Raw genomic sequence first — 26104 nt, forward strand, 5'->3', positions numbered from 1 at the left:
GTCCACTGCTGGGCGTTCGTGCCGTTGCAGTCGTAGAGCTGGACGGGCGTGCCGTCGGCGGAGTTGGCCCCGGCGACGTCGAGGCACTTGCCGGCGAGCCCGGTGATCGCGCCGGTGTCCGCCTGGGCGGGGGAGGCGGTGAGCAGCGCCGCGGATACGGCGACGGCGGCGGCGACAGCGCCCTTGAACAGGCCCGCGCGTGTGGGGGGTTCTGCGGCCACGGGAGGATCACTGCCTTTCATGGTCGACGGATGAAGGCCGGAACCCGGAACGTAGAAGGTCTACACCAATCACGTCAAGTCGTGAACAAGCAAGGGTGCTTGGGGAGTTGAGCCGTACGTCCTTTGAAGAACGTCACGCGCGTGCGGTGACGCGAGGGAGGCGACCTCGGCCAGGGGCCGGCCGGGTCATGGCCCGGGGTGTCGGACGGCAGGGCGGCGATCGGGATCGAAGGCACGGCCGGACATGCCGCGTCAGCCGGTCGAGACCTCCACACCAGTCGGCCCGCGGAGCAGGAACCCTGACGCCGGGCGACCGGGCGGATGCCACACGGGTGTCACCTCCGTCCGGAGGCGGAGGAAGTGCCGAGCATCAGAGGGACGCTCCAGCAACCCGCTGGGCTGTCGGGCAGGCGTGACCGGGGCCGGAGGCTCGGCGGCCGCGGCCGTTCCGGCCGTATGGGACACCTCGAGGGGTCAGGACGCCACTGCCCGCCGCGCGATGGCCGTGTGGTCATGCGGTGTTCACTCGGGCGCCGTGGAGGGGCGCCAATGTGCGGTGATTGTCAGCTCAAACTTCTGGTCAGGGAGAGCACCATGACCGCACAGGCAGGCACATCGGGCGGGGCGTCGACGACTTCCGAGGGGGTCAGCCGCCGCCACGCGCTGGGCCTTCTCGGTACCGCGGGAGCCGGCGCGGCCGTCACCCCGTTGCTCGGCGCGGGCACGGCCCAGGCCGCCCCGCTCGACGCACCGGCGTTTCACCTCACCGCGGACTCGACCGGCGCGCCTCCGGTCCAGGGCCTGCACCTGACGTTCGGGGCGGACCCGCGCACCCAGATGACGGTCTCCTGGATCACCGACAGACCGGTGAACAGACCTGTGGTGCACTACGGAACGCTGGAGCACGGTTTCGGGTCCAGCGCGGCGGCACGGACGGTCAGTTACGTGGACGGCACGTCCAGCCGTACGGTCTACGTCCACCACGCCTCGCTGAACCGGCTCAGCCCCGGCACGGACTACGTCTACCTCGCCACCCACGAGGGAACGACGCCCGACAGCGGAACGTTCCGCACCGCCCCGCACGGGCGGATGCCGTTCACCTTCACCAGCTTCGGCGACCAGTCCGCTCCGCAGGTGACCTGGGCGGCCGACGGCACGGTGGCCCTCGACGCGAACTCCACGCCCGCGACGAAGGACATCGTCACCGGAATCGAGCAGGTCGCCCCGCTCTTCCATCTCCTCAACGGCGACCTGTGCTACGCCAACCTCGACGTCGACCGGGTGCGCACCTGGAACAACTTCTTCACCAACAACTCCCGTTCCGCGCGCTTCCGCCCCTGGATGCCGGCGGCCGGCAACCACGAGATCGAGAAGGCCAACGGCCCGCTCGGCCTCGGCGCCTACCAGACCTACTTCTCCCTCCCCTCCACCGAGACCGACGCCGAACTGTCCGGGCTGTGGTACGCGTTCACGGCCGGCTCGGTGCGAGTGATCGTGCTGCAGAACGACGACAACTGCCTCCAGGACGGCGGCGACGTCTACATCAGCGGCTACTCCGGCGGACGCCAGCTCGCCTTCCTGGAAAAGGAGCTGAAGGCGGCGCGTGCCTCCCGTGACATCGACTGGATCGTCGTCGCCATGCACCAGGTCATGATCAGTTCCTCCGATGCCAACGGCGCCGATCTGGGCCTGCGCCAGACGTACGGGCCCCTGTTCGACCGGTACGGCGTGGACCTGGTCGTGTGCGGTCACGAGCACAACTACGAGCGCTCGCTGGCCGTCCGCGGTGTGGTCTCGGGCAGCGAGACCCTCACGCCGCGTCCGGTCTCCCAGGCCACCGACTCCATCGACACCGGGCTGGGGACCGTGCACATGGTGCTCGGCGGCGGTGGCGTCTCGGGAACCACCAACCAGAAGTTCTTCACCGACGGCACCGCGAAGGTGATCACCGCGGTGTCCGCGACGGCCGGTTCGAACGGGAAGCGCACCTCCACCTACACCAGGGAGGAGGCGGCCTGGATGGGAGTCCGCGATGTCGAACACCCCTATGGCTTCGCCGCGTTCACCGTCGACCCCGGCCGGCACCCCGGTGACACCACGCGGATGCACGTGACGTACTACAACGTGAACAAGCCGCACGGAGAGCTGTCGGTCTTCGAGACCTTCACCCTCCACCGCAAGCGTTCCGACGGCCACGCCGGCTGATCGCACCGAGTTCCCCACCCCGCCGCACGGACGCGGGCCGGGCGGCTGCCGACCAGCCACCTGGCCCGCACCATGCGCCCCGCCGCGGGCCCGCAGCGGCGGGGTGACCTGGGCGGCTCCGGAGCCGCGGCACCTCCACGCTCCGGCGGACGACGTGCCACGGCCGCGCGGTCGCGGAGGCGTCCGGTTCCGGATCCTCGTCGAGCACGGCGACCAGCGCGTGCTCTTCGCCGGACGCGTGGTGGTGGAAGGCGGACGCGGTCAGGCCGCGGCGGTCGTGGTGCGCCGAGCGGCGTGCCGGATCACGCTTCGCGCTGGTCCTTGACCCTGCGGAGCTTGCCGAGGGAACGCTCCAATGTCTCCGGATCCACGATCACCACGTCCACGCTCACGCCGACGCCGTCCTTGACGCCCTTGGCGATGGCCCGGGCGGCCGACTCGCGCTGCTCGGGTCCCGCATCGGACTGTGCCTCCACACGGACGGTCATGTGGTCCATCCGGCCCCGGGTGCTGAGCTGGATCTGGAAGTGCGGGGCGACACCGGGGGTGCCCAGTACCACCTCCTCGATCTGGGTCGGGAAGACGTTCACCCCGCGCAGGATGATCATGTCGTCGCAGCGACCGGTGATCTTCTCGATGCGTCGGAAGCCGGGCCGGGCGGTGCCGGGCAGCAGGCGGGTCAGGTCCCGCGTCCGGTAGCGGACGACGGGCAGGGCCTCCTTGGTGAGCGAGGTGAAGACGAGCTCGCCGCTCTCACCGTCGGCGAGGACCTCGTCCGTGAGGGGGTCGACGACCTCGGGGAGGAAGTGGTCCTCCCACACGTGCAGGCCGTCCTTGGTCTCCACGCACTCCTGGGCGACGCCGGGCCCCATCACCTCGGACAGGCCGTAGATGTCGACCGCGTGGATGTCCATCCGCTCCTCGATCTCGCGGCGCATCGCCTCGGTCCACGGTTCCGCCCCGAAGATGCCCACCTTCAAAGAGGTGGAGCGCGGATCGACGCCCTGGCGCTCGAACTCGTCGAGCAGAGTGAGCATGTAGGACGGGGTGACCATGATGATGTCGGGCTCGAAGTCCTGGATGATCTGGACCTGACGCGCGGTCATGCCGCCGGAGGCGGGGATCACCGTGCAGCCGGCCCGCTCGGCGCCGTAGTGGGCCCCGAGTCCGCCGGTGAACAGGCCGTAGCCGTAGCTGATGTGGACCTTGTGGCCGGGGCGTCCGCCGGCGGCCCGGATCGAGCGGGCGATGAGGTCCGCCCAGGTCGACAGGTCCCGCTCGGTGTAGCCGACCACCGTCGGTCGTCCGGTCGTGCCGCTGGAGGCGTGGATGCGCCGTACGTCGGACATGGGGACGGCGAACATCCCGAAGGGATACGTCTCGCGCAGGTCCGCCTTGGTGGTGAAGGGGAACCGTGCCAGGTCCCGAAGCGACCGGCAGTCATCGGGCGTGACCCCTGCCGCGTCGAACTTCCTGCGATACAGCTCGACGTTGTCGTAGGCGTGCCGCAGCGTCTGCCGCAGGCGCTGGAGCTGGAGATCTCTCAGCTCCTCGCGCGGCATCCGCTCGGCGTCGTCCAGCAGGTCCGCAGGCAGGGGCTCACCGCTGCGCGCCGGGGCGTCCGCGGATGTCCTCAGGTCGCTGGTCATTGCGGCTCCTCCGATTGCGTGTCTCGAATGCTGCGGCTGCGGCCGCGGAACTCGGCGATCACCGTGGTCCCGCGTACGACCCTCACGTCGTAGATGCCGCTGCGACCGAAACGGGTGACCTCCCGGGCGGTGGCTGTCAGGACGTCGCCCTCATGGGCCGGCGTCACGAAGGTGACGTCCGCTCCTGAGGCGACGGTCACGGGTCCATGACTGTTGCAGGCGCAGGCGAAGGCGGTGTCGGCCAGCAGGAACACGTATCCGCCGTGGGCGATCCCGTGGCCGTTGACCATGGACGCCCTCACGGTCATCCGCAGTACGGCGGTCCCGTCGCCCTGTTCCAGCAATTCGATGCCGAGCCCCTGCGAGGCCTGGTCCGCGGCGAACATGCGCTCTGCGGGCGCCAGTGCCGATGGAGTGGCTTCCGTCATGGTGTGCACCACCTTGTGTACCGACCGAACATTCGGTTAGCGTGCGGCACGGTCAAGTAATCAAGCCACGCCGTCGCCTGTCAAGAGGTGCGCCCCATGCGGAACGCAGGTCCTGAGCCGCCCGACTCCTTCCAGCGTCGCCGCCCCCTGCCGGATCACGCGGTGCGCGCGCCCCGGGCCCCGTCCCTGCCGTCCTGATCGGCCCGGCATCTCCGACGCAGGGTACTGATATCGCTCCGGCACTTGCCGGACCCGGGGAATCTCGTCGTATCATAGACCGAACGAACGGTCGGTTGGGATTGGTGGTACGGATGACGGCACAGCAGGCCGGCGAGTCGGCCGCGCAGGATGCTCCGCCCGCACTGGAGGAACACTTCGGCGCGACGATCGCGCGGGACCAGCGGATCGAACCGCGCGACTGGATGCCCGACGGATACCGCAAGACGCTGATCCGGCAGGTGGCGCAGCACGCGCACTCCGAGATCATCGGCATGCAGCCGGAGGGCGAGTGGATCACCCGTGCCCCCTCGCTGCGCCGCAAGGCGATCCTGTTCGCCAAGGTCCAGGACGAGGCCGGCCACGGGCTCTACCTGTACTCGGCGGCAGAGACCCTCGGCGCCGACCGCGCGGACCTCACCGAGCGCCTGATCGAGGGCCGCCAGAAGTACTCGTCGATCTTCAACTACCCGACGCTGAGCTTCGCGGACGTCGGGGTGATCGGCTGGTTCGTCGACGGTGCCGCCATCTGCAACCAGGTGCCGCTGTGCCGCAGCTCGTACGGGCCGTACGCGCGGGCGATGGTCCGCATCTGCAAGGAGGAGTCCTTCCACCAGCGGCAGGGCTACGAACTGCTGATGACGATGATGCGTGGCACCCAGGCCCAGCGGGAGATGGTGCAGGACGCGGTGAACCGCTGGTGGTGGCCGTCCCTGATGATGTTCGGCCCGCCCGACGACGACTCGCCCAACTCCGCGCAGTCGATGGCCTGGAAGATCAAGCGGCACAGCAACGACGAACTCCGCCGGCGCTTCGTCGACATGACCGTCCCCCAGGCCGAGAAGCTCGGCGTCACCCTCCCCGACCCGGAACTGCGCTGGAACGAGGAGCGCGGGCACCACGACTTCGGCACGCCGGACTGGGACGAGCTCAAGCGCGTCATCAAGGGCGACGGGCCCTGCAACGCCGAACGGATCGAGCGGCGCCGGACCGCTCACGAAGAGGGCGCCTGGGTACGCGAAGCGGCCAGTGCCCACGCCGCCAAGCAGGCGGCACGCGCACAGAAGGGAACGGCGGCATGACCTCCGACAAGCACGGCTGGCCCCTGTACGAGGTGTTCGTGCGCGGCAAGCGCGGCCTCAACCACGTCCATGTCGGGTCGCTGCACGCCGCCGACGACGCGATGGCCCTCACCCACGCACGCGATCTGTACACCCGCCGCAACGAGGGCGTGAGCATCTGGGTGGTGCGTTCCGAGCACATCGCCGCCTCCACCCGTGACGAGAAGGACCCGTTCTTCGCCCCCAGCGCCGACAAGGTGTACCGGCACCCGACCTTCTACGACATCCCCGACGACGTCCCCCACATCTAGGAGCAGGGCATGAGCGACGATCACGTCTACATGACCCTCGCCGAGGGACACGAGGACGACACCCGGTGGGCCTACGGCACCGGTTTCGAAGACCCCCTGCACGGCGTGAGCACCGTCGTACCGGACGGCGTCGACCGGGCGCAGCTGGCCGGGCTCTGCCTGGATCTGGCCGACGACGCCCTGGTCAGCGCCCAGCGGCTGGCCGAGTGGACCACGCGGGCACCCGAACTGGAGGAGGAGGTGGCGCTGGCCAACCTCGGGCTCGACCTGCTCGGCCAGGCCCGCCTGCTCTACGCCCGCTGCGGTCAGGTCGACGGCACCGGACGCGGCGAGGACGCCTACGCCTACTTCCGGGACCCGGACGACTTCCGCAACGTCCGCCTGGTCGAACTGCCCAACGGCGACTTCGCGTTCACCATGGCGCGGCTGCTGCTGTTCGCCAGCTGGCGCCTGGCCCACTTCGAGCGGCTCGCCACCACGGCCGACCCGGTGCTCGCCGCCATCGCTGCCAAGGGCGTGAAGGAGCTGACCTACCACCGGCAGTACGCGGCGCAATGGGTCGTCCGGCTCGGCGACGGCACCGAGGAGTCCCACCGCAGGATGCGCGCCGGCCTCGAGCAGGTGGCCGCTCACCTGGGCGAGTTGTTCGAGGCGCACGACGCGCGGACCGAGGTCCTCGCCGTTCTGCGGCAGGTCACCGAGGCGGCTGGCCTGCCCCTGCCGGACATGACACGGCAGACGACCGGTTCCGGCCGCGAAGGCGACCACACCGAACACCTCGCCCCGCTGCTGGCCGAGCTGCAGGGCGTCGCCCGAGCCCACCCGGAGGCGACATGGTGACCGTGCTCACCGATGCCCGGCGGGCCCGCCGCATCGCCGAGCAGGTCCCCGACCCCGAGCTGCCCATGCTCACCCTCGCCGACCTCGGCGTGCTGCGGGACGTGACGGTGGCCCCGGACGGCACGGTCGTCGCCGACCTCACGCCGACCTACTCCGGCTGCCCGGCCATGTCCGAGATGCGGGCCGGCGTCGCGGCGCGGCTGAAGGACGCCGGCTACGAGCGCGTGGAGGTGCGTACGGTCCTCGACCCGCCGTGGACCACCGACTGGATCACCCCCGAGGGCCGCCGCAAGCTCGCCGAACACGGCATCGCACCCCCCGGCCCCGCACCGCGCCCGGCTTCAGGACCCGTACCGCTGAACCTGGCCGCCACCCGCCGAGCGGTGCCCTGCCCGCGCTGCGGTGCGACCGACACGGAGGAGACCTCCCGTTTCGGAGCCACCTCCTGCAAGGCCCTGTGGCGCTGCCGCGCCTGCCAGGAACCGTTCGAGTACGTCAAGGAGATCTGATGGAGGACCTGTTGGCCCCGGGTGCCGCCGCCTCCGCCCCGGTGCGGCGACCGCGCCGCCGCCCGGCCTTCCACGCCCTGAAGGTGGCGGCGGTCCAGCGCCTGTGCGACGACGCCGCCGCGGTGAGCTTCGACATCCCCGCCGAGTTGGCGGAGGAGTTCGCTTTCGCCCCCGGCCAGTCGCTCACCCTGCGACGCGAGGCCGACGGCCGCGACGAGCGGCGCTCGTACTCGATCTGCTCCCCGGCGGGCGCCCGCCCGCGCATCGGAGTGCGCGTCGTACCCGGTGGGCTGTTCTCCTCTTGGCTGGTGCACGAGGTGAGGCCGGGCGACACCGTCGAGGTGATGGCCCCGACCGGCGCCTTCACCCCCGACCTGGCGGTGCCCGGACACCACGTGCTCATCGCGGCCGGCTCGGGCATCACCCCGATGCTCTCCATCGCCGAGTCCGTCCTCGCCGCCGACGACCGGTCCCGCGTCACCCTCTTCTACGGCAACCGGCGCACCGACTCGGTGATGTTCGCCGACGAACTGGCCGACCTGAAGGACCTCTATCCGGCCCGGTTCCAGCTCGCGCACGTTCTGTCCCGGGAGCCGCGGGAGGCCGAACTGCTGACCGGCCGCCTCGACGCCGGCCGGCTGTCCGCGCTCATCGACGGCCTGGTGGACGTCTCCGAGGCGGATCACTGGTGGCTGTGTGGCCCCCACGGCATGGTCCTTGACGCGCAGAAGGTCCTTGCCGGTCTGGGGGTGCCGCACGACCGCGTCCATCAGGAACTCTTCTTCGCGGGCGAGGAGCCCGCCGCCGTACGCCATGAGGAACCACGCGCCGACGGTCCGGTCAGCGAGGTCACCGTCGTCCTGGACGGCCGCTCCACCACCTCCGCGCTCCCTCGCGGGGCCACCCTCCTCGACTCCGCCTCCCGGGTGCGTCCCGACCTGCCGTTCGCCTGCAAGGGCGGTGTCTGCGGCACCTGCCGGGCCCGGGTCACCGAGGGCGAGGCGGACATGCGCCGCAACTACGCGCTGGAGAGCGCCGAGGTCGACGCGGGCTATGTGCTGACCTGCCAGACCTATCCCGTCTCCGACAGCCTGACGGTCGACTTCGACAGCTGAGGAGCCGACAGCGCAGCCCCTCTCACGACGCCATCCAGGGCGTGGGCGGCGTGGGCGCCTTCCGCCAGGTCCGGCCGCCCCGTCCGGTCGGCCCGCCGCACCTCGCGCAACACGTGGTGCGCGCTCGGCCAACCCGGCGGGGCTGCTCAGGCTGCCGGCGCTCGTGCCGGCGCTCGTGTGGTGGAGGGAGCGCCGGCGGAGCAAGAGAGGAGAGTGTCCGGCTCGCCGGGCCGGCGGCGCGATCAGACTTCGCCGCGCCAGGCGCCGGTCTCGGTGCCGCCGCGGGACTCGATGAATCCCTTGAACCGCCTCAGATCGCCGGCGACCTGACGCTTGACGAAGCCCAGCTTGTCCCCGACGGTCTCGGCCAGCCCCTCGGGGGCGTAGTCGAGCTGCAGCATGACCTTGGTGGTCCGGTCGTCGATGTAGTGGAACGTGACGACGCCTGCCTGCCTGGCCTCGCCCGCGACCGTGGTCCAGGCGACCCGCTCGTCGGGGATCTGCTCGGTGATCTCCGCGTCGAACTCGCGCTCCACTCCGTCGATCTTCGTCGTCCAGTGCGTGAGGGTGTCGGTGCGCTGCTCGACGCGTTCGACGCCGTCCATGAACTGGGGGAAGTCCTCGAACTGCGTCCACTGGTTGTAGACGGCGCGGACGGGGACGCTGACCTCGATGGACTCTTCGACCTGCGACATACGCCTTCCTCGGTCTCGGTGGTGTGACGGGGACCGGGTTCCAGGCGAGGCCGTGTTCATGCCGGATGACTGCTCCGATTCGGAGAGCCGGAAGAAGTCGGCCGGGACGGAGCCGAGCCGTGCGCTCCGTCAGCGAGTTGCGGCCGTGCCGCGGTGGTGAGGGCCGGCAGCCCGGCCGGCGGGGCGGGCGTCGCTCGGGCCCGTGATGCGCGGGAAGGAGCGGGCGGCCAGCAGAAAGGCGAGTGTGGTCAGCACGAACGGCCATGTGAACGGGAGGCCGCCGGACGGTGCGAGCAGATGGCCGATGGCGGGGGTGAGGGCGGTCGCGGTCGCTGCGCCGAGCACCGCGTACAGCAGCGTCGTCCGGGTCGCGGCCAGGAACACCCCGCAGAGCGCCAGGGCGACGAGGACGGCGTTGTAGCCCATCGTGCCGTCGGCGATCCGGGCGGCCGGCGCTCCGAGGGCCCAGGCGGTGACGATGCCGGTCGCGCTGCCGCAACAGGCCACCCAGCCAGCCACCCGGCTCGCCAGGAAGAGGCCCGTGAGCAGTAGAGCTCCCGCAGACCACTGCTCCAGGAAGAAGATCTGGGAGAGGTTGCGGAAGAAGGCTCCGGCCACGTCGTCGGGCCGCAGGACGTCGACCCGGGAGGCGGCGCGAGGCAGCGCCGCCAGGCTCGCGGCATGCGGCCCCATCCGCCCGAAGGCCGGTGCGGCCAGGCTTGTCGCACCGGCCAGCAGGCAGTAGGGCAGGGTCAGCGTCGGCAGATCCCAGACGCGCAACAGCCGGGCGACGGCCGCCGTGACGACCGTCACGACGAGGCAGGCAGCGAAGGCGAACACCACCGTGGCCGGCCTGCCGGCATCGAGGAGCACGGCGCAACAGAGGGCGGTCAGACAGGAGTTGAAACCCTCGAGTCCCGCACCCACCCGGTCACGGGTCACGCCCAGCAGGCACGCGGCGGCGGTGCCCAGGGCGGCGCCGCCCAGTCCGTAGAGACCGTACCGCCACCCGGCCGTCCACAGCGCGACGCCGAAGACAGCGCCCGCCCAGGCGTTGTCGAGGAACACGACCTGCGCGAGGCCGCGCAGCACGGGGCCCCCGAACCGCACACCCCGTCTTGGAAGCCGACGGCGACGAACCGACGCTGGCTCGCCCCACACCTGCCCGGACGCGTCTCCACGACCGAACCCCCTCAGCCGCACGCGACGCCGCATAACCGCCCCCGCTCGAATTTCACGTAGCGGTATTATATTTCCACAATGCGGGAGCATGTCGAGTCAACGCAGTCCGCCCGCATACCGACCCGGCCGATGGCCGCCCGTGAGCACAGCGAGGCTCGGCGCGATACCGCGTCATCAGCACTGCGGGCGCCATTCGAACAGCAGGATGGTCGCGTCGTCCCGCAGTTCGTTTCGCTGGTGTTCGAGGATGGCGTGGATGAGCAGCCGCAGCACCTCGGCCGGGCGCTGGCCGGCGGCGGAGGACCGGATGATGAAGTCGGTGAACCGGTCCAGGCCGAACTCCGCGCCGTCCGCGTCGCGCGCCTCCACGACGCCGTCGGTGTAGAGCAGGACACAGTCTCCCGGCTCCAGTGTCGTCTCGTGGACCTGCCGGGTTGCCGGGGCCAGCGGGCCCGCCAGGCCGATCGGCGGCTGCGGAGGACTGTCCAGCACCCCGGCGAGCACCCGCTCGGCACGGATCAGCAGCGGTGGGGGATGGCCGCAATTGACCCAGCGCAGCACCCCGGTCTCGGCATCGAGCCGACACAGCACGCCGGTGCAGAACTGGTCGGGAAGCCACTGGGCGAGCGCCTGGTCGACGGAGCCGACGATGTCGGCCAGGCGACCACCGCCGCGGCGGGCGTTGCGCGCCGCCGCCATGGCGACCGACGTGGTCAGGCCGGCGGTCAGATCGTGCCCCATGGCGTCGAGGATCATGGTGTGCAGCATGTTCTTGACCACTGAGTGGTCGAAGGCGTCGCCGGCGATGTCATAGGCCGGTTCCAGGACGGCCGTGGAGACGCACCTGCTGCTGCCGATGGTGCGGGGCGGCAGGAAGGCCCGCAGCATCTCGGCGGGCAGAGCCATCATCGCGGTGCGGGTGCGGGCGGCGAGCCAGTCGCTGTAGGCGCGCTTGGAGGTGATCAGCATGGCGAACAGATGGGCCAGCATCCGGCTGCGGTGCATCCGCACCCCGTCGGCCGAGGCGGTCCGCACCGCCAGCACGCCCAGCCGCTCCGCACCGTCGACCAGAGGCATCCAGACGATCAGGCCGTCGTCGTCGGCCGCGTCCACCCGCGGGGAGACCGTGCGATACGCGCTGCCGGCCGACGAACGGTCCACTGGCAGGGGATCCAAGGCCTCGTCGAGCGGGATGAGCAGCCGTTGCTGCAGGTCGACGAGGTAGATCAGCGCGGTGTTCAGGCCCAGGGCCGAGGCGCACCGGTTCGCCAGGGCAGGCAAGTCGACCGGCAGTGCCGTCTGCGCCTCGGTGATCAGCTCGACCAGCAGACTCTCGTCGACGGCGGTGTCGGGACCGGAGGACGCGTACGGCGAATCCGGCAACGGGATCACCCCTTCCGTCGCCAGTCTCACACCGTTCTCGCCTCCTCTCACGTCAGGCCCGGCCCTCGGCGAGGGCGAAAGCGGCGGCCACGGCGGTCGTCCGGCCTTCCTGCGATGGCGTGCCTGCGGCGGTGTCCGCCCGGCTGCCGAGCACGGGCCTGGCCGGTCGGGCCTGGCCGGTCGGGCCTGGCCGGTCGGGCCTGGCTGGGCGGCCGTCGTCAGCCCGAGGCGGCTTCCGTCCCGGCCGAGGCGCCCCCTGTCCGAGGCCTGCCCGCGCCCGCATCTCCCGGCCGCCGGGCGTGGACATCTGCACAGTGCCCGTAGCCCCGCTCGCGGCGGTCACCGTGTGCCGCGGTGAGACAGCAGAGGACCTCCGGGCCGCGGGCCGAGCGGCATCGGCCCGGCGCGGTGCAGGGGTGGCGGTCGGGTCAGCCGCATCCGACCTTGCGCATGCGGCTTTGCCGCCGGATCATTCCGCAACTTGGTACGGACCATGTTTCATTGACGTGGACATGGTCCATGCTTCTGGTCGGAGTGCACAGGTAACGCCCCACACAACGATCGTGCACGAGGAAGGTCTTCGCATGCCCCGTTCCGGTACGGCCGGCCTTCGGCTGCCCATCCTGCTGAGACTGCTCGCCCTGCTCGCCCTGGTTCTCGGCGTCCAGGCCGGGCCGACGCTCGCCGCTCACGCGGCCACCCCCTTCAAAGTGCTCGCCTTCTACGACGGCACCTACGACGCGGCGCACATCAGCTTCGATCACGAGGCCAACTCCTGGTTCCCCGGGGCCGGTGCGCAGAACGGGTTCACCTACACCGCCACCACGGACTGGAGTCAGCTCAACACCGCGAACCTCGCCCAATACCAGGTGGTGATGTTCCTCGACGACTACCCCCACAGCGCAGCGCAGCAGTCCGCCTTCCAGGCGTACATGGCGGGCGGCGGTGGCTTCATCGGTTTCCACGTCTCCGCGTACAACGCCGACTCGACCGACTGGCCCTGGTACCACAACACGTTCTTGGGCACGGGCACGTTCAAGAGCAATTCCTGGGGGCCGACCTCGGAAACGCTGAAGATCGAGGACCGCGGCCACGCGGCGACCGCCGGCCTGCCGGCCACCATCACCAGCTCGGTGAGCGAATGGTACGGCTGGCAGTACGACCTGCGGCAGAACCCGGACATCGACATCCTGGCGTCGATGGACCCGTCCACCTTCCCGGTCGGCACCGACCCCAACCAGACCTGGTACAGCGGCTACTTCCCGATCGTGTGGTCCAACCGCAACTACAGGATGGTCTACAACAACTTCGGCCACAACGCGATGGACTACTCGACCAACACCGCGTTGTCGTCCACGTTCGCCAGCGCGCAGCAGAACCAGTTGCTGCTGCAGGAGATCAAGTGGGCTGCAGGGCAGGCGGGCCCGGTCACCCCGCCGTCGGCGGCCACCGGCCCGATCCACGGCTACGGCGGCAAGTGCGTCGACGTCGCCGGCGCCGACGCCACCAACGGCACCGCCGTGCAGCTCTACGACTGCAACGGCACAAGCGCCCAGAACTGGACGGTGGGCAGCACCGGCACGCTCACAGCCCTGGGGAAATGCATGGACGTGACCGCTGCCGGAACCGCCGATGGGACCAAGGTGCAGCTCTACGACTGCAACGGCACCGGCTCGCAGGTCTGGCAGCCCGGTGCGAACGGCTCCCTTGTCAATCCGCAGTCGGGCAAGTGCCTCGACGCCACCGGCCCCAGCTCGGCCAACGGAACCCGGCTGCAGATATGGTCGTGCTCCGGAGCCCCCAACCAGAGTTGGTCCTTGCCCTCCTGACGACGCGTCACATCACTTCGCCCCCCGTCACCGCTGGTGCACGACCAGCGGTGACGTGCGTACGCTGCGGAACACTTCCACGCAACCGTGACCGAAGCCGTCCACGAGCGTGTGGAGGAGGGGGTCACACGGACGCCTCGGCACACGGTGAGGGGGGTCGCGTCTCGCCGTCGACGGGGATGCCCAGCCGGCCGGCCACGGTCGTGAGGGCCGATCCCAGGGGGAGCGTGACCCGGGTTACGGCGTGCCGGTCGCCGCGCGTCTGGTCGCGGTTGATGATCAGTACCGGCTTTTCCGCCTTGGCCGCTTGGCGGACGAACCGGAGCCCGGACATCACCGTCAGCGACGAACCCAGGACCAGCAGTGAGGCTGCTTCGCCGACCAGTTCGCGGCAGTGTTCGACCCGCTGCTGCGGAACGGTTTCGCCGAAGAACACCACGTCCGGTTTGAGGATGCCGCCGCAGACCGTGCAGGGCAGCACACGGAAGTCCCCGACCTGTTCGTCGGTGAGGTCGGCGTCACCGTCCGGGTTGATTCCGGCGGCCACCGGCGCGAATCCCGGATTGGCCTCCTCCAGCCGCCGGGCGAGTGCACGGCGCGGGCTGTAGGCGCCGCAGGAGAGGCAGACGACCCGGTCGAGGCTTCCATGGAGCTCCACGACACCCTCACTCCCCGCGGCCTGGTGCAGGCCGTCGACGTTCTGGGTGATCACACCCGAGAGCAGGCCGTGCCGCCCGAACGCGGCCACGGCCCGGTGCCCGGCGTTGGGGCGGGCGCGGCCGAAAGCGCGCCAACCAAGGTGGCTGCGCGCCCAGTACCGGCGCCGGGCCTGCGCGCTTGCGGTGAAGTCCTGGTAGGTCATCGGGGTGTGCCGGCTGAGGCTCCCGCCCTCGCCCCGGTAGTCGGGGATCCCCGACTCCGTGGAGAGGCCCGCTCCGCTGAGCACCAGCACGCCGCCGGTGCTCAGCGCCTCGGCGACCGGCTCCAGATCCGTGGTGCCCGGCGGCAGGTCATCGGCAGGTGTCCAGCTCAGAGTGGGGCGCATCCGCATGCCGCCAGGGTACGGAAGAGGCTGCCGTCCGTCGTTCGCGCGGATCGGCAGGGCGCCGCGCACCGCGCTGATGCGGCTGGACGGCCCGCCGGGGCCCCGAAGATGTGCCGGCCAGAACCGGTCAGTTTTCGAGAAGCGCCGGTCACCCGGTGGTCCCTACCGTCATAGGCATGAACTCCATCGATGCCGTCATCCTGGAGGTGGCCGACCTCACGGCTGCCACCCGTTTCTACTCGACCGTCTTCGGGCCGGACTCCTCGCACGTGCGTCTACGCGCATCCGGGGAGCCTACGACCGGCTTCCGCGGGTTCACGCTGTCGCTGGTGGCGTCCCAGCCGGGCAACGTCGACGCCCTCCTCGACAGTGCCGTCGACGCCGGCGCCACCATCCTCAAGTCCCCCTCGAAGTCGCTGTGGGGCTACGGCGGGGTCGTCCAGGCTCCGGACGGCACGATTGTGAAGATCGCGACGTCGGCGAAGAAGGACACCGGCCCGGTCAGCCGGGCCTTCGACGAGCTGGTGCTGCTGCTGGGCGTCGAGGACGTGAAGGCCAGCAAGCAGTTCTACGCCGATCGGGGCCTGAGAGTGGGTAAGAGCTTCGGCGGCAAGTACGTCGAGTTCGCCACGGACGCGGGGCACGTCAAGCTCGCTCTCTACAAGCGCCGCGCTCTCGCCAAGGACGCGGGTGTCCCCGCCGACGGCACCGGATCGCACCGGCTCGTGCTCTCCGGCACTGCCGGCCCGTGCAGCGATCCGGACGATTTCGTCTGGGAGGCCGCTGTCCCGCTGACCGCCACGGCCTGAACGGATCGGCCGGCAAAGTCGCGCGGCCGGAGTGCACGGGGGTGCGCACGCCGTCAGGACGTGAGCGGCGACGCGGTGTGGTGTTCCCGGAGCCGGTGTGGCTGCGGTGGGGCGGCGATTGGGTCACGTGTCGGACGCGGACGGCGGTCGGTCCAGGCCCGGCGCGAGGCTGACCGGAACTCGCCCACAGGAGCGTGAGGCCGTCGGCCGGGTCCGCGCCGAGGCGGAGAGCACCGGGCTGGGCGCCGGTGAGGGGCGTCAGGGCCTCGGCGTCGCCCCCGCACTCGCGCCGGCCTTACGCTCCATGATCCGGGAGTGGCAGGAAACCCCGGTCCCGTTCCGGCGGGTGAGGGCGCCGCCCTCGCGCAGGCCGTCGTAGAGGAGATGGTCGGCGGCAGGAGCCTGCGTCTGGGGCGACGAGGGCGCCGTCGCCGCGGGCCCGCAGGCCCAGCACCGGCCGTGGTGTCCGCGGTCGGCGTGGTGCCGCTTCGGCGAACAGCGCCCCCACCAGGCCTCCTCTCGGCGGAGTGCGAAGCACCTCTGATGACATGCGAGTCCACGATCCGGTCCCCCCAGACGCCAGGATGTGTGAGCAAGCGTGGTTCTTGTATGACCGAGGTGGCATGTCGGCGCCACGGTGACCGGAGCCGTGGCAGGCCGGAGCGACCACCGCCGGGATCCATCTATGCTGACACGCAGTGGTTCGGGGGAAAGGACAGCTGGTGGACGCGTTCTGGTGGGTATTCATCGTCTTCGGCACAGGGGGCTTCGGGTGGGCGGCTGACAACGTCCGCACCGCGCTGCGCAATCGGCACGAGCGCAAGCTGGAGTTGCTGGAAGCCGCGAAACAGGAACGTTTGGCCGTCGAAGCAGCGAACAAGGCTCCTGAGCCAGTGTGCGGATGCACACACCATCTCGCCAAGCACGACAAGCAGGGCCGGTGCCACGAACGCGTCGAGGTGCCGACGGCCTGGGACGAGAACAAGAAGCCGCTGCGGTACGAGCCCGGCCAGTGCAACTGTCAGCAGTACGTGGGACCACAGCCGCTGTCACACGTCTTCGCGGAGGAACTGACGGACCGCGCCTGAGGCTCCCGCGCAGGAGATGTACTTCCTGGGCGGCTGCGAGTTCCGCTTGCGCCATCCGGCTCATCGTCAGGTCGGGGAAGGCGGTGAAACAGGCAGAGGTTCCCGTCGTCGCGGTGTGCTCCTCGGGCGGTGGACCGGCCGGTTGACGTCGCCATCTGCCCGGGAACGGCCATCCCGCCACATGGCGTCGCCACCACGGCCGGAGAGACCACCGCACAAGTCGAACCGGAAGCGACGTCCGGCAGCGGAAGCCCAGCGCGTCGGGCGGCCCTCGGCAGCCGCGCAGCCGACGCCCGAGCGCGCGCCTCTGTGGGCCGTCGGGGGCAAAGCGGTCCGCGCCCGCTTGTGTCTGCCGCCGGGCCACCCCACCCCCCTTGAACAATGGCCCTGGTCTGCAGGCAGGCACAGATTCGTACGGCGCAGAGGGGACCGACCAATGGGCACAGCAGGGCGTCTCGACCGTAGAGCCGTGCTTTTCGGCTCACTCGCGGGTGCCACGGTCGCCCTTGCCGGGTGTGCGTCGACGAGCGCCGCCACGTCCGCGAACAGTGCCTCGCCCAGCGTGACCCCCACCACGCCCGCCACCGCGTTCGCCAGACTGATGGAAGGCAACGGACGCTGGGTCAGCGGGAAGCTTCAGCACCCGGACCGGGATCCGGACCGGCGTCAGCTCGTGACCCAGCATCAGGAGCCCTTCGGAGCGGTTCTGTCGTGCATCGATTCCCGAGTGCCGCCCGAACTCCTCTTCGACACCGGACTCGGTGACCTCTACGTGATGCGCACGGGCGCGCAGACGGTCGATCCGGTGGTCACCGGGTCGGTCGAGTACGGTCCCATGACGAGTGGCACCCCGCTCATCGTCGTCCTCGGCCATCAACGCTGCGGCGCCGTCAAAGCCGCGTACCAGTCCCTGCGTGACGGCAAACCCCTGCCCGGCAATCTGCAGGCGATCGTCACATCCCTGCGGCCGGCGTACGAGCAGGCGGTGAGGGAAGGCGGCGCCGACCCGGTCGAGGCGATGGCCCGAGCCCAGGCAAAGTTGACCGCCACCGCACTGCGCTCCAACGCGGACCTCGCTCCACTGGTGCGCAAGGACTCCCTGGCGGTGGTCGGCGCGTACTACTCACTCGACACCGGCAAGGTGGAAGTCCTGGTCGGCGCGCCCTTCTGATCCGGTCGGAACGACGGACGGGTGGCCTGTCGTCTCGGGCCGCAACGCTTTCCCGCGACCGCGCGGTTCGCCGGGGTGAGGACTTTCCGGCACCGCGGCCCGGGCCGGGCAGGCCGGCAGCGCCGCGGCCGTGCTCGCGCGGGAGCCGCCTCCCGCCGTCCGGGACCAGCGCACGGAAGCAGCGGTCGTCCTCGATGCTCCCCGTGGCGAACCACCCGGGCACCCGGTACACCGCCATGACCCTGGTGTCGAATACGAGTGGCGTGCCAGGGGTCACCGGTTCGAGCACCTGCAGTCCCTGCGCCGGCACGCCGTCGCCGTGACCGAACCGGGCGGTCTGAGCGTTGCGCGCGGCCCTCCGAAGGTCCGGCTCGGTCAGCTGTGCGTGCTGCCGCTGGGCGTCGAGTCGCCGTGTGCAGAAGGCGGTCATGGCCGTGATCCGCCGGTCCTGGACGCCCGCATCGCACTGAAAGACAAGATCGGTTGGGCGCGCCACCCCGGCTCCTTGTCAGCTCAGGTTCGTGTCCGAAGGGAGACCGGACGGAGACGCGGAGACCGACGGTGCCCCCCGGCCGCGACACCGAGGCAAGAAATCCCCGGATGCCTGTCACATCTCGGTCAGTCGGTCCGTCAGCGCGGTGAAGTCATCGATCAGGCTGATGCGAAGGAGTGCAGTCGTGACGAACACCTCGATCTCCCGGATGCCGAACCCGGCGGAGTTCGTACCCGAGTTGAACGATGTCAGCGCCGCTCTGTTCAGGGCCACGGGCAACCGGTCGGTGCCGCGTACGACGATGAGTCTCGTCCACCTGCGTGCCGGGCAGATCGTCGGCAACACGTACCTGACGATCCTGAACACCGGCTTTTTGCGGAAGGCCGGGGAGTCCGAGGAGCGCATCACCGCCGTCTCCTCCTGGCAGGACGCCCCCTGCTTCAGCGACGCCGAACGTGCCGCCCTCGCCCTCCTGGAGGCCGCCCTCCAGCCCGCTCCGCACGGCAAGGAACGCGTTTCCGACGAACTGTACGCAGAGGTCGCCAAGCACTACGACCAAAAGGCACTGGCCACTCTCACCATCGCGATCGGCCAGATCGGCTTCTTCGTCGCCCTGGCCGTCATCGGCAAGCCGCAGCCGGTCGGCTCCCTCGCTGAGCAGCAGTGGGACTGACCTGATTCGTCGGCGGTGCAGGTGCTGCAACACCTCACCGAGTACCGTCGGGGCACTCTGCCCGGCGCACCGCGATCAGCGGTCGACGCCGGGCATGACCGGCCGGGAAGTCCCAGTCCCGCCTGCGGATGCGGCCGGCGGCCGCGCCCGTCAGCCGAGGCGACCCGCCACATGGTCCGCCGTGCGTTCGTCGGCCGGGGGGTTGAACACCTGGTCCGTGGTGCCGAGTTCGACGATTTCGCCGGGGAGCGCGCCGCCGGGCTGGCGGAGCCGGTCGAGGACCTCCTTCCACAGGCCCGCCCGGGTCAGGGACCCCTCGACGAGTTCGTCCTTCTCGCGCCGGGTGGTGCGGATGACGGTCGGTTTCAGATGGTCGACCGGTCTGTAGCGGCAGCCGGCACTGCGACGTCGGCCTTGCCTGCCGGCTGCGGTCGCTGCGGACGAGGAACTCGCCGGGTGTCGTTGCCCGTCGCTTTCGCGATGCCTGAGGTGGTGCCGATGGGCGAGCCGTCCTCGTGCTCGTCGGGAACTCGAGAGTCCCTGGACGGTGCCGGTGTGGTGGAGCGATCGCCCGTTCGGCGCCTCACTGGTGACCGCTGGCCCACGCGTTGACCCTGTCACCGGGGAGGGCCGGAGGCCGCAGCACCGTTCGTGCGCCGGCCCGGCGGCCGCCCGCCCATGACGCCCGGTGTGACGGGGGAGCGTGGCGCTGATGTGCGTTGTTGCCGGTCCTGCCCGCTCGTGGTGGTGGTGTGGACGGGGTCGCGTGCCGCGGGGAACGTAACTCGCCCCGGCCCGCCGCGGGTTCGGCGAAGGGACCGGCTGCTTGGCCCCGGCCGCAGGGGTCCGCGTGAAGTCCGGTCCGGGTCGGCAGCGGACGCGGCAGGGGCCCGGGGAAGCGTCGGCCGACCGCGGTGGTGCCGGGGGCCGAATCGCCGACTGTGAACTTCGCGTTCAGAAAGTGCTGTTGGCCTCGTTGACATCCCGTGAGCACACGCGTTTCACTCGACACTCGTGTATGGCAACGTTGTCAGGCTGTTCGAGGCGGCTTGACAACGTTGCCTGTCACTGACGTCCGCGTCCTCGGCACGTCAGCACTGTGCGAAGCACGAACCGCTGCGGAGGCAACCGATGGTCCGACCCCGACGTTCAGCTGCGCCACGTAACCGTAGAAGACTCCGCCAACGCCTGGCCGTGATCTGTGTCCTGGGCCTCGCGGCACTCCCGCTCCCGGCGATCGGGGAGGCCTACGCTGCGAGCGCCGCGGCACCGGCGTTGGTGAATGACCCCGCGTCTGTCGTCAATCCCCTGATCGGCACGTCCGGAGAGGTGGACACCTTCCCCGGCCCCGACATGCCGGCCGGCATGGTGCAGTGGGGTCCCGACACGACGCCCGACCGCCCATCCGGTGGCGGCTACGAGTACGACGACAACAAGATCTCCGGCTTCAGCCTCACCCACGTCTCCGGACCCGGCTGCGGCGTCGCGGGCGACCTGCCCGTACTCCCGGTGACCGGCACGCTGTCGGGCGACCTCGGCAACGCGTCCGTCGGCTTCAGCCACGACGACGAGCAGACCGGCATCGGGTACTACGAAGTCACCGACGCGGGAGGGGTCAAGACCCAGCTGACCGACACCACCCGGGCGGGTCTGGGCGCCTTCACCTTCCCCGCGGGCCGGCAGGCCAACCTGCTGTTCAAGCTCAGCGGCAGCGCCACACAGGTGGACGGCACCCGCGTCCAGGTGGTGAACAAGAAGGAGATCAGCGGCTCGATCGACAGTGGTCACTTCTGCGGCGCGAACAACCGCTACACCCTGCACTTCGACATCAAGTTCGACCAGCCGTTCACCGCCAGCGGCACCTGGGTCGGCAGCAGCATCAACCCCAGTGCGACGTCGCTGAAGGCGGGCCCGGTCCGGCAGAACCCGCAGTCACACCCGTCGAAGCCGCTGAAGGAAAAGCACTTCACCGTTCCCGCGGCCCCGTCCCCGACCGTGCACGGGAGCGCCGGCACGTCCTCCGGCGCGCCGTCCCCGTCCGCGAGCACCGGCGCGGCGCCCCGGACGTCAGCCGGGGGCACGACCGCCGCGAGCACGTCCGCCGAGCCCCCCACGACGGGCGCGAACGGCATGTACCTGACGTTCGACACCTCCTCCGACCCGACGGTGAAGGCAAAGGTCGGCATCTCCTACACCAGTGACGCCAACGCGGCGGACAACCTGGCCACCGAGATCAAGAACTGGAACTTCGACGCCGTCCAGCAGGCGAACCACGACGCCTGGAACACGGTACTGAACAAGATCCAGATCGGCGGCGGCTCCTCGGACCAGCAGACGCAGTTCTACACCGCGCTCTACCACGCCCTGCTGCACCCGAACGTGTTCTCGGACGACAACGGCCAGTACATGGGCATGGACAACCAGATCCACAAGCTGGCCAAGGGCCAGCAGGCCCAGTACGCCAACTACTCGGGCTGGGACACCTACCGCTCCCAGACCCAGCTGATGGCGATGGCTGAGCCCAAGGTCACCAGCGACGTCGTCACCTCGATGCTCAACGGCTACGACCAGACGGGCCTGCTGCCCAAGTGGGCCTCCAACAACGGCGAGAGCTACGTCATGGTCGGTGATCCGGCCGCCGGCATCATCGCCGACGCGTACGCCTTCGGCGCCCGCGGCTTCGACACGGACAAGGCGCTCGCCGCCCTGCAGCACGAGGCCACCGTCGCGAACAACGACCGCCCGGGTGAGTCGGTACGGGACACCAAGGGTTACCTCCCGCTGGACGAGAACGACTACGGCTGCTGCAACTTCTACGGCCCGGTCTCCACTCAACTGGAGTACGACTCCGCCGACTACGCCCTCGCCGCCTTCGCGAAGTCGCTTGGCAAGACGGACGTCTACACGAAGTTCGCCACTCGCGCCCAGGACTGGATGAACGTCTTCAACCCGCAGACCGGCTACATGCAGGCGAAGAACAAGGACGGCCAGTTCGCGGGCGGCTTCACCCCGGGCACCTCCAACGGCTTCGTGGAGGGCACCTCCGCCCAGTACACGCCGATGGTCCCGTTCAACCTGCGGCAGCTCATCCAGGCACGCGGCGGTGACAAGGCGTACTCGTCCTACCTGGACAGCCTGCTGGACGACATCACCGATCCCGGCAACACCGACGCCAACCTGAGCAACGAGCCCAGCGTGGAGATCCCCTGGGAGTACGACTACACGGGCCAGCCGTGGAAGACCCAGGAGGCCGTCCGCGAGGCCCAGCAGAAGCTGTACTTCAACGCTCCGGTCGGCTCGTTCGGCAACGACGACCTCGGCGCGATGAGCTCCTGGTACGTCTGGTCGGAGCTGGGGATGTACCCCGAGACCCCGGGCACGGACACCCTCGCGCTGGGCAGCCCGGCGTTCCCGGTGGCCAAGGTGACCTTCGCGGGCGGCAGGACGGTGCAGATCAACGCGCCGCAGGCGGCACCCGACGCCCCGTACGTGCAGTCCCTCGACGTCAAGGGCAAGGAGTGGAAGACCTCCTGGCTGACGTACCAGCAGTTCAAGGGCGCGGGCACGGTCGACTTCACGCTCGGCACCCAGCCCGACAAGACCTGGGCGTCCGACCCGTCGGCGGTGCCGCCGTCGGACACCACGGGCGGCGAGCGCGTCCTGGCCGCGACCGGCCCGTCCAGCGACGGACTGGTGCTCCAGCCGGGCGCGTCCGGTGACGCCACGCTCGACCTCACCAACCTCGGCAGCAAGGACGCCACCGTCGACTGGAAGGCGACGGCGCCCTCCGGCGTCACGCTCGACACCTCCTCCGGCTCGGTGACCGTTCCCGCCTCGGGCAGTGCCGAGGCGAAGGTCCACGTGACAGCGGGCACCAGCGAAGGAACGTTCCCGGTCACCTTCGCGCTGTCCGACCACGGCACCGGGGCGGCACTGAGCGGTGCGGCCCTCCGCGTGGCCGTGGCCAAGGCCGGCGAGCTGTGGCCGTACGACACCAACGAGGGCATCTACCCCGACGGCACGAGCTTCTCGGGCGGCTTCGACGGCGGCGGGTGGGCGTTCTCGCAGAACGCGCTGTCGGCGGCCGGCGTCACCAGCGGCTCCGCCGTCACGGTCGACGGCATCTCCTACATCTGGCCGACGGTGAAGTCCGGTCAGCTGGACAACCTGGAGATGGCCGGCCAGACCATCCCGATGCCGGCCGGTACGTCGGGTGCGTCGCTGGGCCTGCTGGGCACGGCGACCAACGCACCGACCGACGGCAGCGGGGTCTCGGGCACCGTCACCGTCACCTACACCGACGGCACCACCTCGAAGGCGACGGTCGGCTTCTCGGACTGGACCCTGAACGCCGGTTCGAGCAAGCCGGTCGCGGGTGACACCACGGCCGTCACGACGGGCTACCGCAACACCGGCAGCGGCGGCCGGGACGGCGTGAAGACCTACGTCTTCGCCACGAAGGTTCCGCTCGACGCGTCCAAGCAGGTGGCATCGATCACCCTGCCGGTGACGGGCTCGACAGGCTCGGACCACCTGTTCGCCTACGGCTTCGGCCAGTGAGACACGGCGGACACTGACGACGGCGGGCCGGTTCCCGTGGCGTGAGCCGCGGGGGCCGGCCCGCCCGCGTGCGGCCCGGCCACGGCGCCGTCGGCCTGATCGGCCGCCTCCGGCGGGCTCCGCGGCCGTGCCAGGGCCTCCCTCGCGGCCACGGCCTCCGCCGGATGCGCGCGGTGGCGGGGTCGGGTGGGGCCGGGGGAGCTAGGGTTCCGGCTCCGGCTGCCCCACGTCACGGCGTGGCTCATGAAGGTGGGTGTGCGGGGGTGCCAGCCGTTCACGGGCAGATGAGTGACGCCGCCGGTACGCGTTCGGTACGCGAAACGTGCGCTTCACGCTAGGGTTGCGGGGCAGGAGGTGCTGGATGTCCGAGCTGTTCGACGCGGTCGACGCGCTGGTCGCGTCCCGTTCCCCGCTGCCGCCGCCTGCGGAGCGCAAGCGGCTGCGTCAGGCGCACGGGCTGACGCTGGATGAGGTGGCATCCGCGCTGGCGGTGCGGCGGGCGACGGTCAGCGGCTGGGAAGCCGGTAAGACCGAGCCGCGGCCACCGGAGCGTGAGGCGTACGCCCGCATGCTGAGGCAGCTCGCCCGGTTCTACCCCGCCGACGCCGCGGAGCCCCTTGAGGAGACGGAAATCGCGGAGACGGTAGCCGCCCCTGCCGGAGCTGATGCGTCGGTGACCGAGGAGCCGGAAGCCCGCACGGGATCCGCAGGCCGGGCCCCGCAGGCTGCTTCCGGCAGCATCGCGGCCCGCCCCACCGGCCGTGTCGCCGAGTCGCGCCCGAGGGCCACGAGCGGGCTGCCGTCGTCCGCGTCGCGCCGCCCGGATGCGGCGAAGGCGGACGCGGCGCATCCCCCCGTGGCCGGCGCCGACATGTCGGGCGACGGGCGGTTCGCGAACGGTCCGCTGCTCGTCATCGACGCCGATGCCGGCCGTCGGGTGACCGGCTATGGCATCGGCGGCCTGATCCTGGACGTGCCCGCCAAGTCCCTCCCGTCGCTGGTGGAGTGGACGCTGAACGAGGCGCGGCTCGGGGCCCCGGCGCTGCACGGCTCGGGGAAGGACGCCGACCCGCTGCTGGTGCTCACGCCGGCCGCGGTGGAGCGGTACGGACTCCCGGTGGCGCTGTCGCAGTCCGAGCGGCTCGCCGGGCGCCTCCCGGACGGCCACAAGGTCCTCAGACAGCTCGACCGGGCCGACTGGCAGCTGACCAAGCGCGGCTTCGGGCCGTGGGCGCGGATCTACCGTCCCGCCCAGGGTCGTCAGCGGCAGTGCGTGCAGCTGTGCATCCCTTCCTGGAACGCGCTCGACCCGCGCACCTGGGGCGATGCCGCGCAGCTCGAGCCGGCCGGACTAGCCCGGGTGCTGGGCACGTACGCGCGGCGGGTGCTGACGCCACGGGGCGGGGCGGCCGTCACCGGCCTGGAACTGATGACCGCCCTCAACCCGCCCACCCGGGCGAGCGAGCCGGACGGGACGGGCAAGCGGCACAAGGAGCACCGGCCCGGGTCGCTGGGGGAGCAGCCGATCGACTGTGCGCCGTGCGAGGCCCCGGACGGGCACCCGCTGCTCGCCGACCTGCCCCGCTTTCACCAGCGGGGACCCGCGGAAATGCTGTTCGAAGAGGCGTACGACTGGGCGCGTGAACTCACGGATGCCGAGTGCCTGCGGCGCTATGTGGTCGGCATCGACGTCAACCTCGCCTTCGGTGCGGCCGCCAACGGCGCGGTCGTCGGCTTGGCGGCGCCGCCCGTGCACGTCAGCAAGCCGGTCTTCGACGCGGCGCTGCCCGGAGCGTGGCTGGTCGACCTCTCCCATGTCGACCTCTCCCGTGTGGTGGTCGGCAAGCAATGGCGGCAACTGGAAGGCGAGTTGCTGCCCAGCCCGTTCACGCCCACGGGCGAGCGCCCGACGGGTCCGGCCTGGTACGCGACGCCGACGGTGGCGTACGCGGTGGAACTCGGCTACGACGTCGCCCCGTTGCGGGCCTGGGTGCGGGAGGAGAGGGGCAGGTTCCTGGACGGTTGGTACAAGCGGCTGAGGGACGCCTACGTGGAGACGATGGCGGACCTGGGCGTGGGCGAGAAGCTGACCCCGCAGGAGTTCCTGGCCGCCATGGCGGGTCACAAGCAGCGTGACCCGGAAATCGCGATCGTTCTGGATGCCATCAAGTCCACGGTGAAGGGCGGGATCGGCAAGCTCAGGGAACGGGCGCACGGCGGCGGCTGGAAGCCGGGGCAGGCTTGGCCGGCCCTCGCGCGGCCGACGTGGCGGCCGGACATCCGCGCCGCCGTCATCTCCCGGGCGCGCATCAACATGCACCGCAAGATGCTCAGCCTCGCTGCGGCCACGGGCCGGTATCCGGTGGCGGTGCTGTCGGACTGCGCCGTGTACGCCGCCGACGGCCCCACGCCGCTGGACGTCCTGCCGTACGACGCCGACGGGCGGACGGTGCCCGGCAGCTTCCGGCTCGGGGTGTCGCCGGGGATGGTCAAGCACGAGGGCACCCAGACCACGCTGTGGGCCGAGGAAGTCCGCGAGAAGCACGGCCGGTTCCTCAACCTCGCCCGGTACGTCAAGACGGGCGAGGTCACCGCCAAGGACGACGGAGAGTAGGGGAGCG

At 70.6% G+C, this 26104-nt stretch carries 20 protein-coding genes; 13 read left to right on the forward strand and 7 right to left on the reverse strand.

Annotation, left to right across the window (positions count from 1 at the left end; genetic code table 11):
- A partial coding sequence (locus AB0L59_RS27835; protein ID WP_365588825.1) for a ricin-type beta-trefoil lectin domain protein occupies positions 1 to 221 on the reverse strand: 221 nt, incomplete at its 3' end.
- 594 nt (positions 222 to 815) lie between these two features.
- On the opposite strand from AB0L59_RS27835, the gene AB0L59_RS27840 reads away from it, so the two are divergent.
- Entirely contained in the window at positions 816 to 2426 is a 1611-nt protein-coding gene (locus AB0L59_RS27840) for a metallophosphoesterase family protein (RefSeq protein ID WP_365588828.1), read from the forward strand.
- A 302-nt stretch (positions 2427 to 2728) separates the two neighbouring features.
- Here AB0L59_RS27840 and paaK read toward each other — a convergent pair whose 3' ends face one another.
- Together paaK and paaI are read right to left on the reverse strand one after the other, a co-directional pair.
- Positions 2729 to 4075 carry a phenylacetate--CoA ligase PaaK gene (gene paaK / locus AB0L59_RS27845; RefSeq protein ID WP_365588830.1) on the reverse strand — a complete coding sequence of 449 codons (1347 nt, stop codon included), beginning with the start codon at positions 4073 to 4075 and terminating at the stop codon, positions 2729 to 2731.
- Positions 4072 to 4503 (reverse strand): hydroxyphenylacetyl-CoA thioesterase PaaI, encoded by a 432-nt coding sequence (gene paaI / locus AB0L59_RS27850; protein WP_365588832.1) that lies wholly within the window; start codon positions 4501 to 4503, stop codon positions 4072 to 4074. Before paaI ends, paaK begins: the two co-directional genes overlap by 4 nt.
- A gap of 311 nt (positions 4504 to 4814) precedes the next feature.
- Here paaI and paaA point away from each other — a divergent pair, with 311 nt between their 5' ends.
- Genes paaA through paaE form a run of 5 tightly spaced genes read left to right on the forward strand, consistent with a single transcriptional unit; the run spans position 4815 to position 8555 of the window.
- Entirely contained in the window at positions 4815 to 5801 is a 987-nt protein-coding gene (gene paaA / locus AB0L59_RS27855) for a 1,2-phenylacetyl-CoA epoxidase subunit PaaA (protein WP_365588835.1), read from the forward strand.
- Positions 5798 to 6091: a 1,2-phenylacetyl-CoA epoxidase subunit PaaB gene (gene paaB / locus AB0L59_RS27860; protein ID WP_365588838.1), complete on the forward strand. Its 294-nt coding sequence runs from the start codon at positions 5798 to 5800 to the stop codon at positions 6089 to 6091. Before paaA ends, paaB begins: the two co-directional genes overlap by 4 nt.
- Positions 6092 to 6100: 9 nt before the next feature.
- A complete protein-coding gene (gene paaC, locus AB0L59_RS27865; protein WP_365588841.1) occupies positions 6101 to 6931 on the forward strand; it encodes a 1,2-phenylacetyl-CoA epoxidase subunit PaaC in 831 nt (276 codons plus the stop codon).
- Positions 6925 to 7440, forward strand: coding sequence for a 1,2-phenylacetyl-CoA epoxidase subunit PaaD (paaD, locus tag AB0L59_RS27870; protein ID WP_365588843.1), 516 nt, complete (start codon positions 6925 to 6927; stop codon positions 7438 to 7440). The genes paaC and paaD overlap by 7 nt, the downstream gene beginning before the upstream one ends.
- Positions 7440 to 8555, forward strand: coding sequence for a 1,2-phenylacetyl-CoA epoxidase subunit PaaE (paaE, locus tag AB0L59_RS27875; RefSeq protein WP_365588846.1), 1116 nt, complete (start codon positions 7440 to 7442; stop codon positions 8553 to 8555). Before paaD ends, paaE begins: the two co-directional genes overlap by 1 nt.
- A gap of 242 nt (positions 8556 to 8797) precedes the next feature.
- Here paaE and AB0L59_RS27880 read toward each other — a convergent pair whose 3' ends face one another.
- The 3 genes from AB0L59_RS27880 to AB0L59_RS27890 form a co-directional block, all read right to left on the reverse strand.
- Complete coding sequence (locus AB0L59_RS27880; RefSeq protein ID WP_365588849.1) at positions 8798 to 9250, reverse strand: SRPBCC family protein; 453 nt, start codon at positions 9248 to 9250, stop codon at positions 8798 to 8800.
- Positions 9251 to 9379: 129 nt separating this feature from the next.
- Complete coding sequence (locus AB0L59_RS27885) at positions 9380 to 10360, reverse strand: urea transporter (protein WP_365588852.1); 981 nt, start codon at positions 10358 to 10360, stop codon at positions 9380 to 9382.
- 246 nt (positions 10361 to 10606) lie between these two features.
- Positions 10607 to 11824, reverse strand: a complete 1218-nt coding sequence (locus AB0L59_RS27890) for a PP2C family protein-serine/threonine phosphatase (protein WP_365589204.1) — start codon at positions 11822 to 11824, stop codon at positions 10607 to 10609.
- A gap of 575 nt (positions 11825 to 12399) precedes the next feature.
- On the opposite strand from AB0L59_RS27890, the gene AB0L59_RS27895 reads away from it, so the two are divergent.
- Positions 12400 to 13644 carry a ThuA domain-containing protein gene (locus tag AB0L59_RS27895; RefSeq protein ID WP_365588854.1) on the forward strand — a complete coding sequence of 415 codons (1245 nt, stop codon included), beginning with the start codon at positions 12400 to 12402 and terminating at the stop codon, positions 13642 to 13644.
- 124 nt (positions 13645 to 13768) lie between these two features.
- Here the strand turns inward: AB0L59_RS27895 and AB0L59_RS27900 are convergent, their stop codons facing one another.
- A complete protein-coding gene (locus tag AB0L59_RS27900) occupies positions 13769 to 14695 on the reverse strand; it encodes an NAD-dependent protein deacetylase (RefSeq protein ID WP_365588856.1) in 927 nt (308 codons plus the stop codon).
- 170 nt (positions 14696 to 14865) lie between these two features.
- On the opposite strand from AB0L59_RS27900, the gene AB0L59_RS27905 reads away from it, so the two are divergent.
- From AB0L59_RS27905 to AB0L59_RS27930, 6 genes are all read left to right on the forward strand, one after another.
- A complete protein-coding gene (locus AB0L59_RS27905) occupies positions 14866 to 15498 on the forward strand; it encodes a glyoxalase (RefSeq protein ID WP_365588857.1) in 633 nt (210 codons plus the stop codon).
- A 722-nt stretch (positions 15499 to 16220) separates the two neighbouring features.
- The gene (locus tag AB0L59_RS27910; RefSeq protein ID WP_365588859.1) at positions 16221 to 16586 is read left to right on the forward strand and encodes a hypothetical protein; all 366 of its coding nucleotides are present in this window, start codon (positions 16221 to 16223) and stop codon (positions 16584 to 16586) included.
- Positions 16587 to 17148: 562 nt separating this feature from the next.
- A complete protein-coding gene (locus tag AB0L59_RS27915; RefSeq protein WP_365588860.1) occupies positions 17149 to 17757 on the forward strand; it encodes a carbonic anhydrase in 609 nt (202 codons plus the stop codon).
- Between the two features lie 677 nt (positions 17758 to 18434).
- Positions 18435 to 18923 carry a carboxymuconolactone decarboxylase family protein gene (locus AB0L59_RS27920; RefSeq protein WP_365588863.1) on the forward strand — a complete coding sequence of 163 codons (489 nt, stop codon included), beginning with the start codon at positions 18435 to 18437 and terminating at the stop codon, positions 18921 to 18923.
- Between the two features lie 1194 nt (positions 18924 to 20117).
- A complete protein-coding gene (locus AB0L59_RS27925) occupies positions 20118 to 23483 on the forward strand; it encodes a lectin (protein WP_365588866.1) in 3366 nt (1121 codons plus the stop codon).
- A 361-nt stretch (positions 23484 to 23844) separates the two neighbouring features.
- Entirely contained in the window at positions 23845 to 26097 is a 2253-nt protein-coding gene (locus tag AB0L59_RS27930) for a helix-turn-helix domain-containing protein (RefSeq protein ID WP_365588868.1), read from the forward strand.
- The last annotated feature ends 7 nt before the right edge of the window (positions 26098 to 26104 follow it).

Source organism: Streptomyces sp. NPDC052109 (genome assembly GCF_040680195.1).
Classification (GTDB): domain Bacteria; phylum Actinomycetota; class Actinomycetes; order Streptomycetales; family Streptomycetaceae; genus Streptomyces.

Excerpts from the sequence above, each read along its gene's own strand:
- paaB (WP_365588838.1), top strand. The coding sequence starts at position 5,798 with ATGACCTCCGACAAGCACGGCTGGCCCCTGTACGAGGTGTTCGTGCGC.
- paaA (WP_365588835.1), top strand. The coding sequence starts at position 4,815 with ATGACGGCACAGCAGGCCGGCGAGTCGGCCGCGCAGGATGCTCCGCCC.
- paaI (WP_365588832.1), bottom strand. The coding sequence starts at position 4,503 with ATGACGGAAGCCACTCCATCGGCACTGGCGCCCGCAGAGCGCATGTTC.
- AB0L59_RS27930 (WP_365588868.1), top strand. The coding sequence starts at position 23,845 with ATGTCCGAGCTGTTCGACGCGGTCGACGCGCTGGTCGCGTCCCGTTCC.
- paaE (WP_365588846.1), top strand. The coding sequence starts at position 7,440 with ATGGAGGACCTGTTGGCCCCGGGTGCCGCCGCCTCCGCCCCGGTGCGG.
- AB0L59_RS27840 (WP_365588828.1), top strand. The coding sequence starts at position 816 with ATGACCGCACAGGCAGGCACATCGGGCGGGGCGTCGACGACTTCCGAG.
- AB0L59_RS27880 (WP_365588849.1), bottom strand. The coding sequence starts at position 9,250 with ATGTCGCAGGTCGAAGAGTCCATCGAGGTCAGCGTCCCCGTCCGCGCC.
- paaK (WP_365588830.1), bottom strand. The coding sequence starts at position 4,075 with ATGACCAGCGACCTGAGGACATCCGCGGACGCCCCGGCGCGCAGCGGT.
- paaD (WP_365588843.1), top strand. The coding sequence starts at position 6,925 with ATGGTGACCGTGCTCACCGATGCCCGGCGGGCCCGCCGCATCGCCGAG.
- paaC (WP_365588841.1), top strand. The coding sequence starts at position 6,101 with ATGAGCGACGATCACGTCTACATGACCCTCGCCGAGGGACACGAGGAC.
- AB0L59_RS27905 (WP_365588857.1), top strand. The coding sequence starts at position 14,866 with ATGAACTCCATCGATGCCGTCATCCTGGAGGTGGCCGACCTCACGGCT.
- AB0L59_RS27895 (WP_365588854.1), top strand. The coding sequence starts at position 12,400 with ATGCCCCGTTCCGGTACGGCCGGCCTTCGGCTGCCCATCCTGCTGAGA.
- AB0L59_RS27900 (WP_365588856.1), bottom strand. The coding sequence starts at position 14,695 with ATGCGGATGCGCCCCACTCTGAGCTGGACACCTGCCGATGACCTGCCG.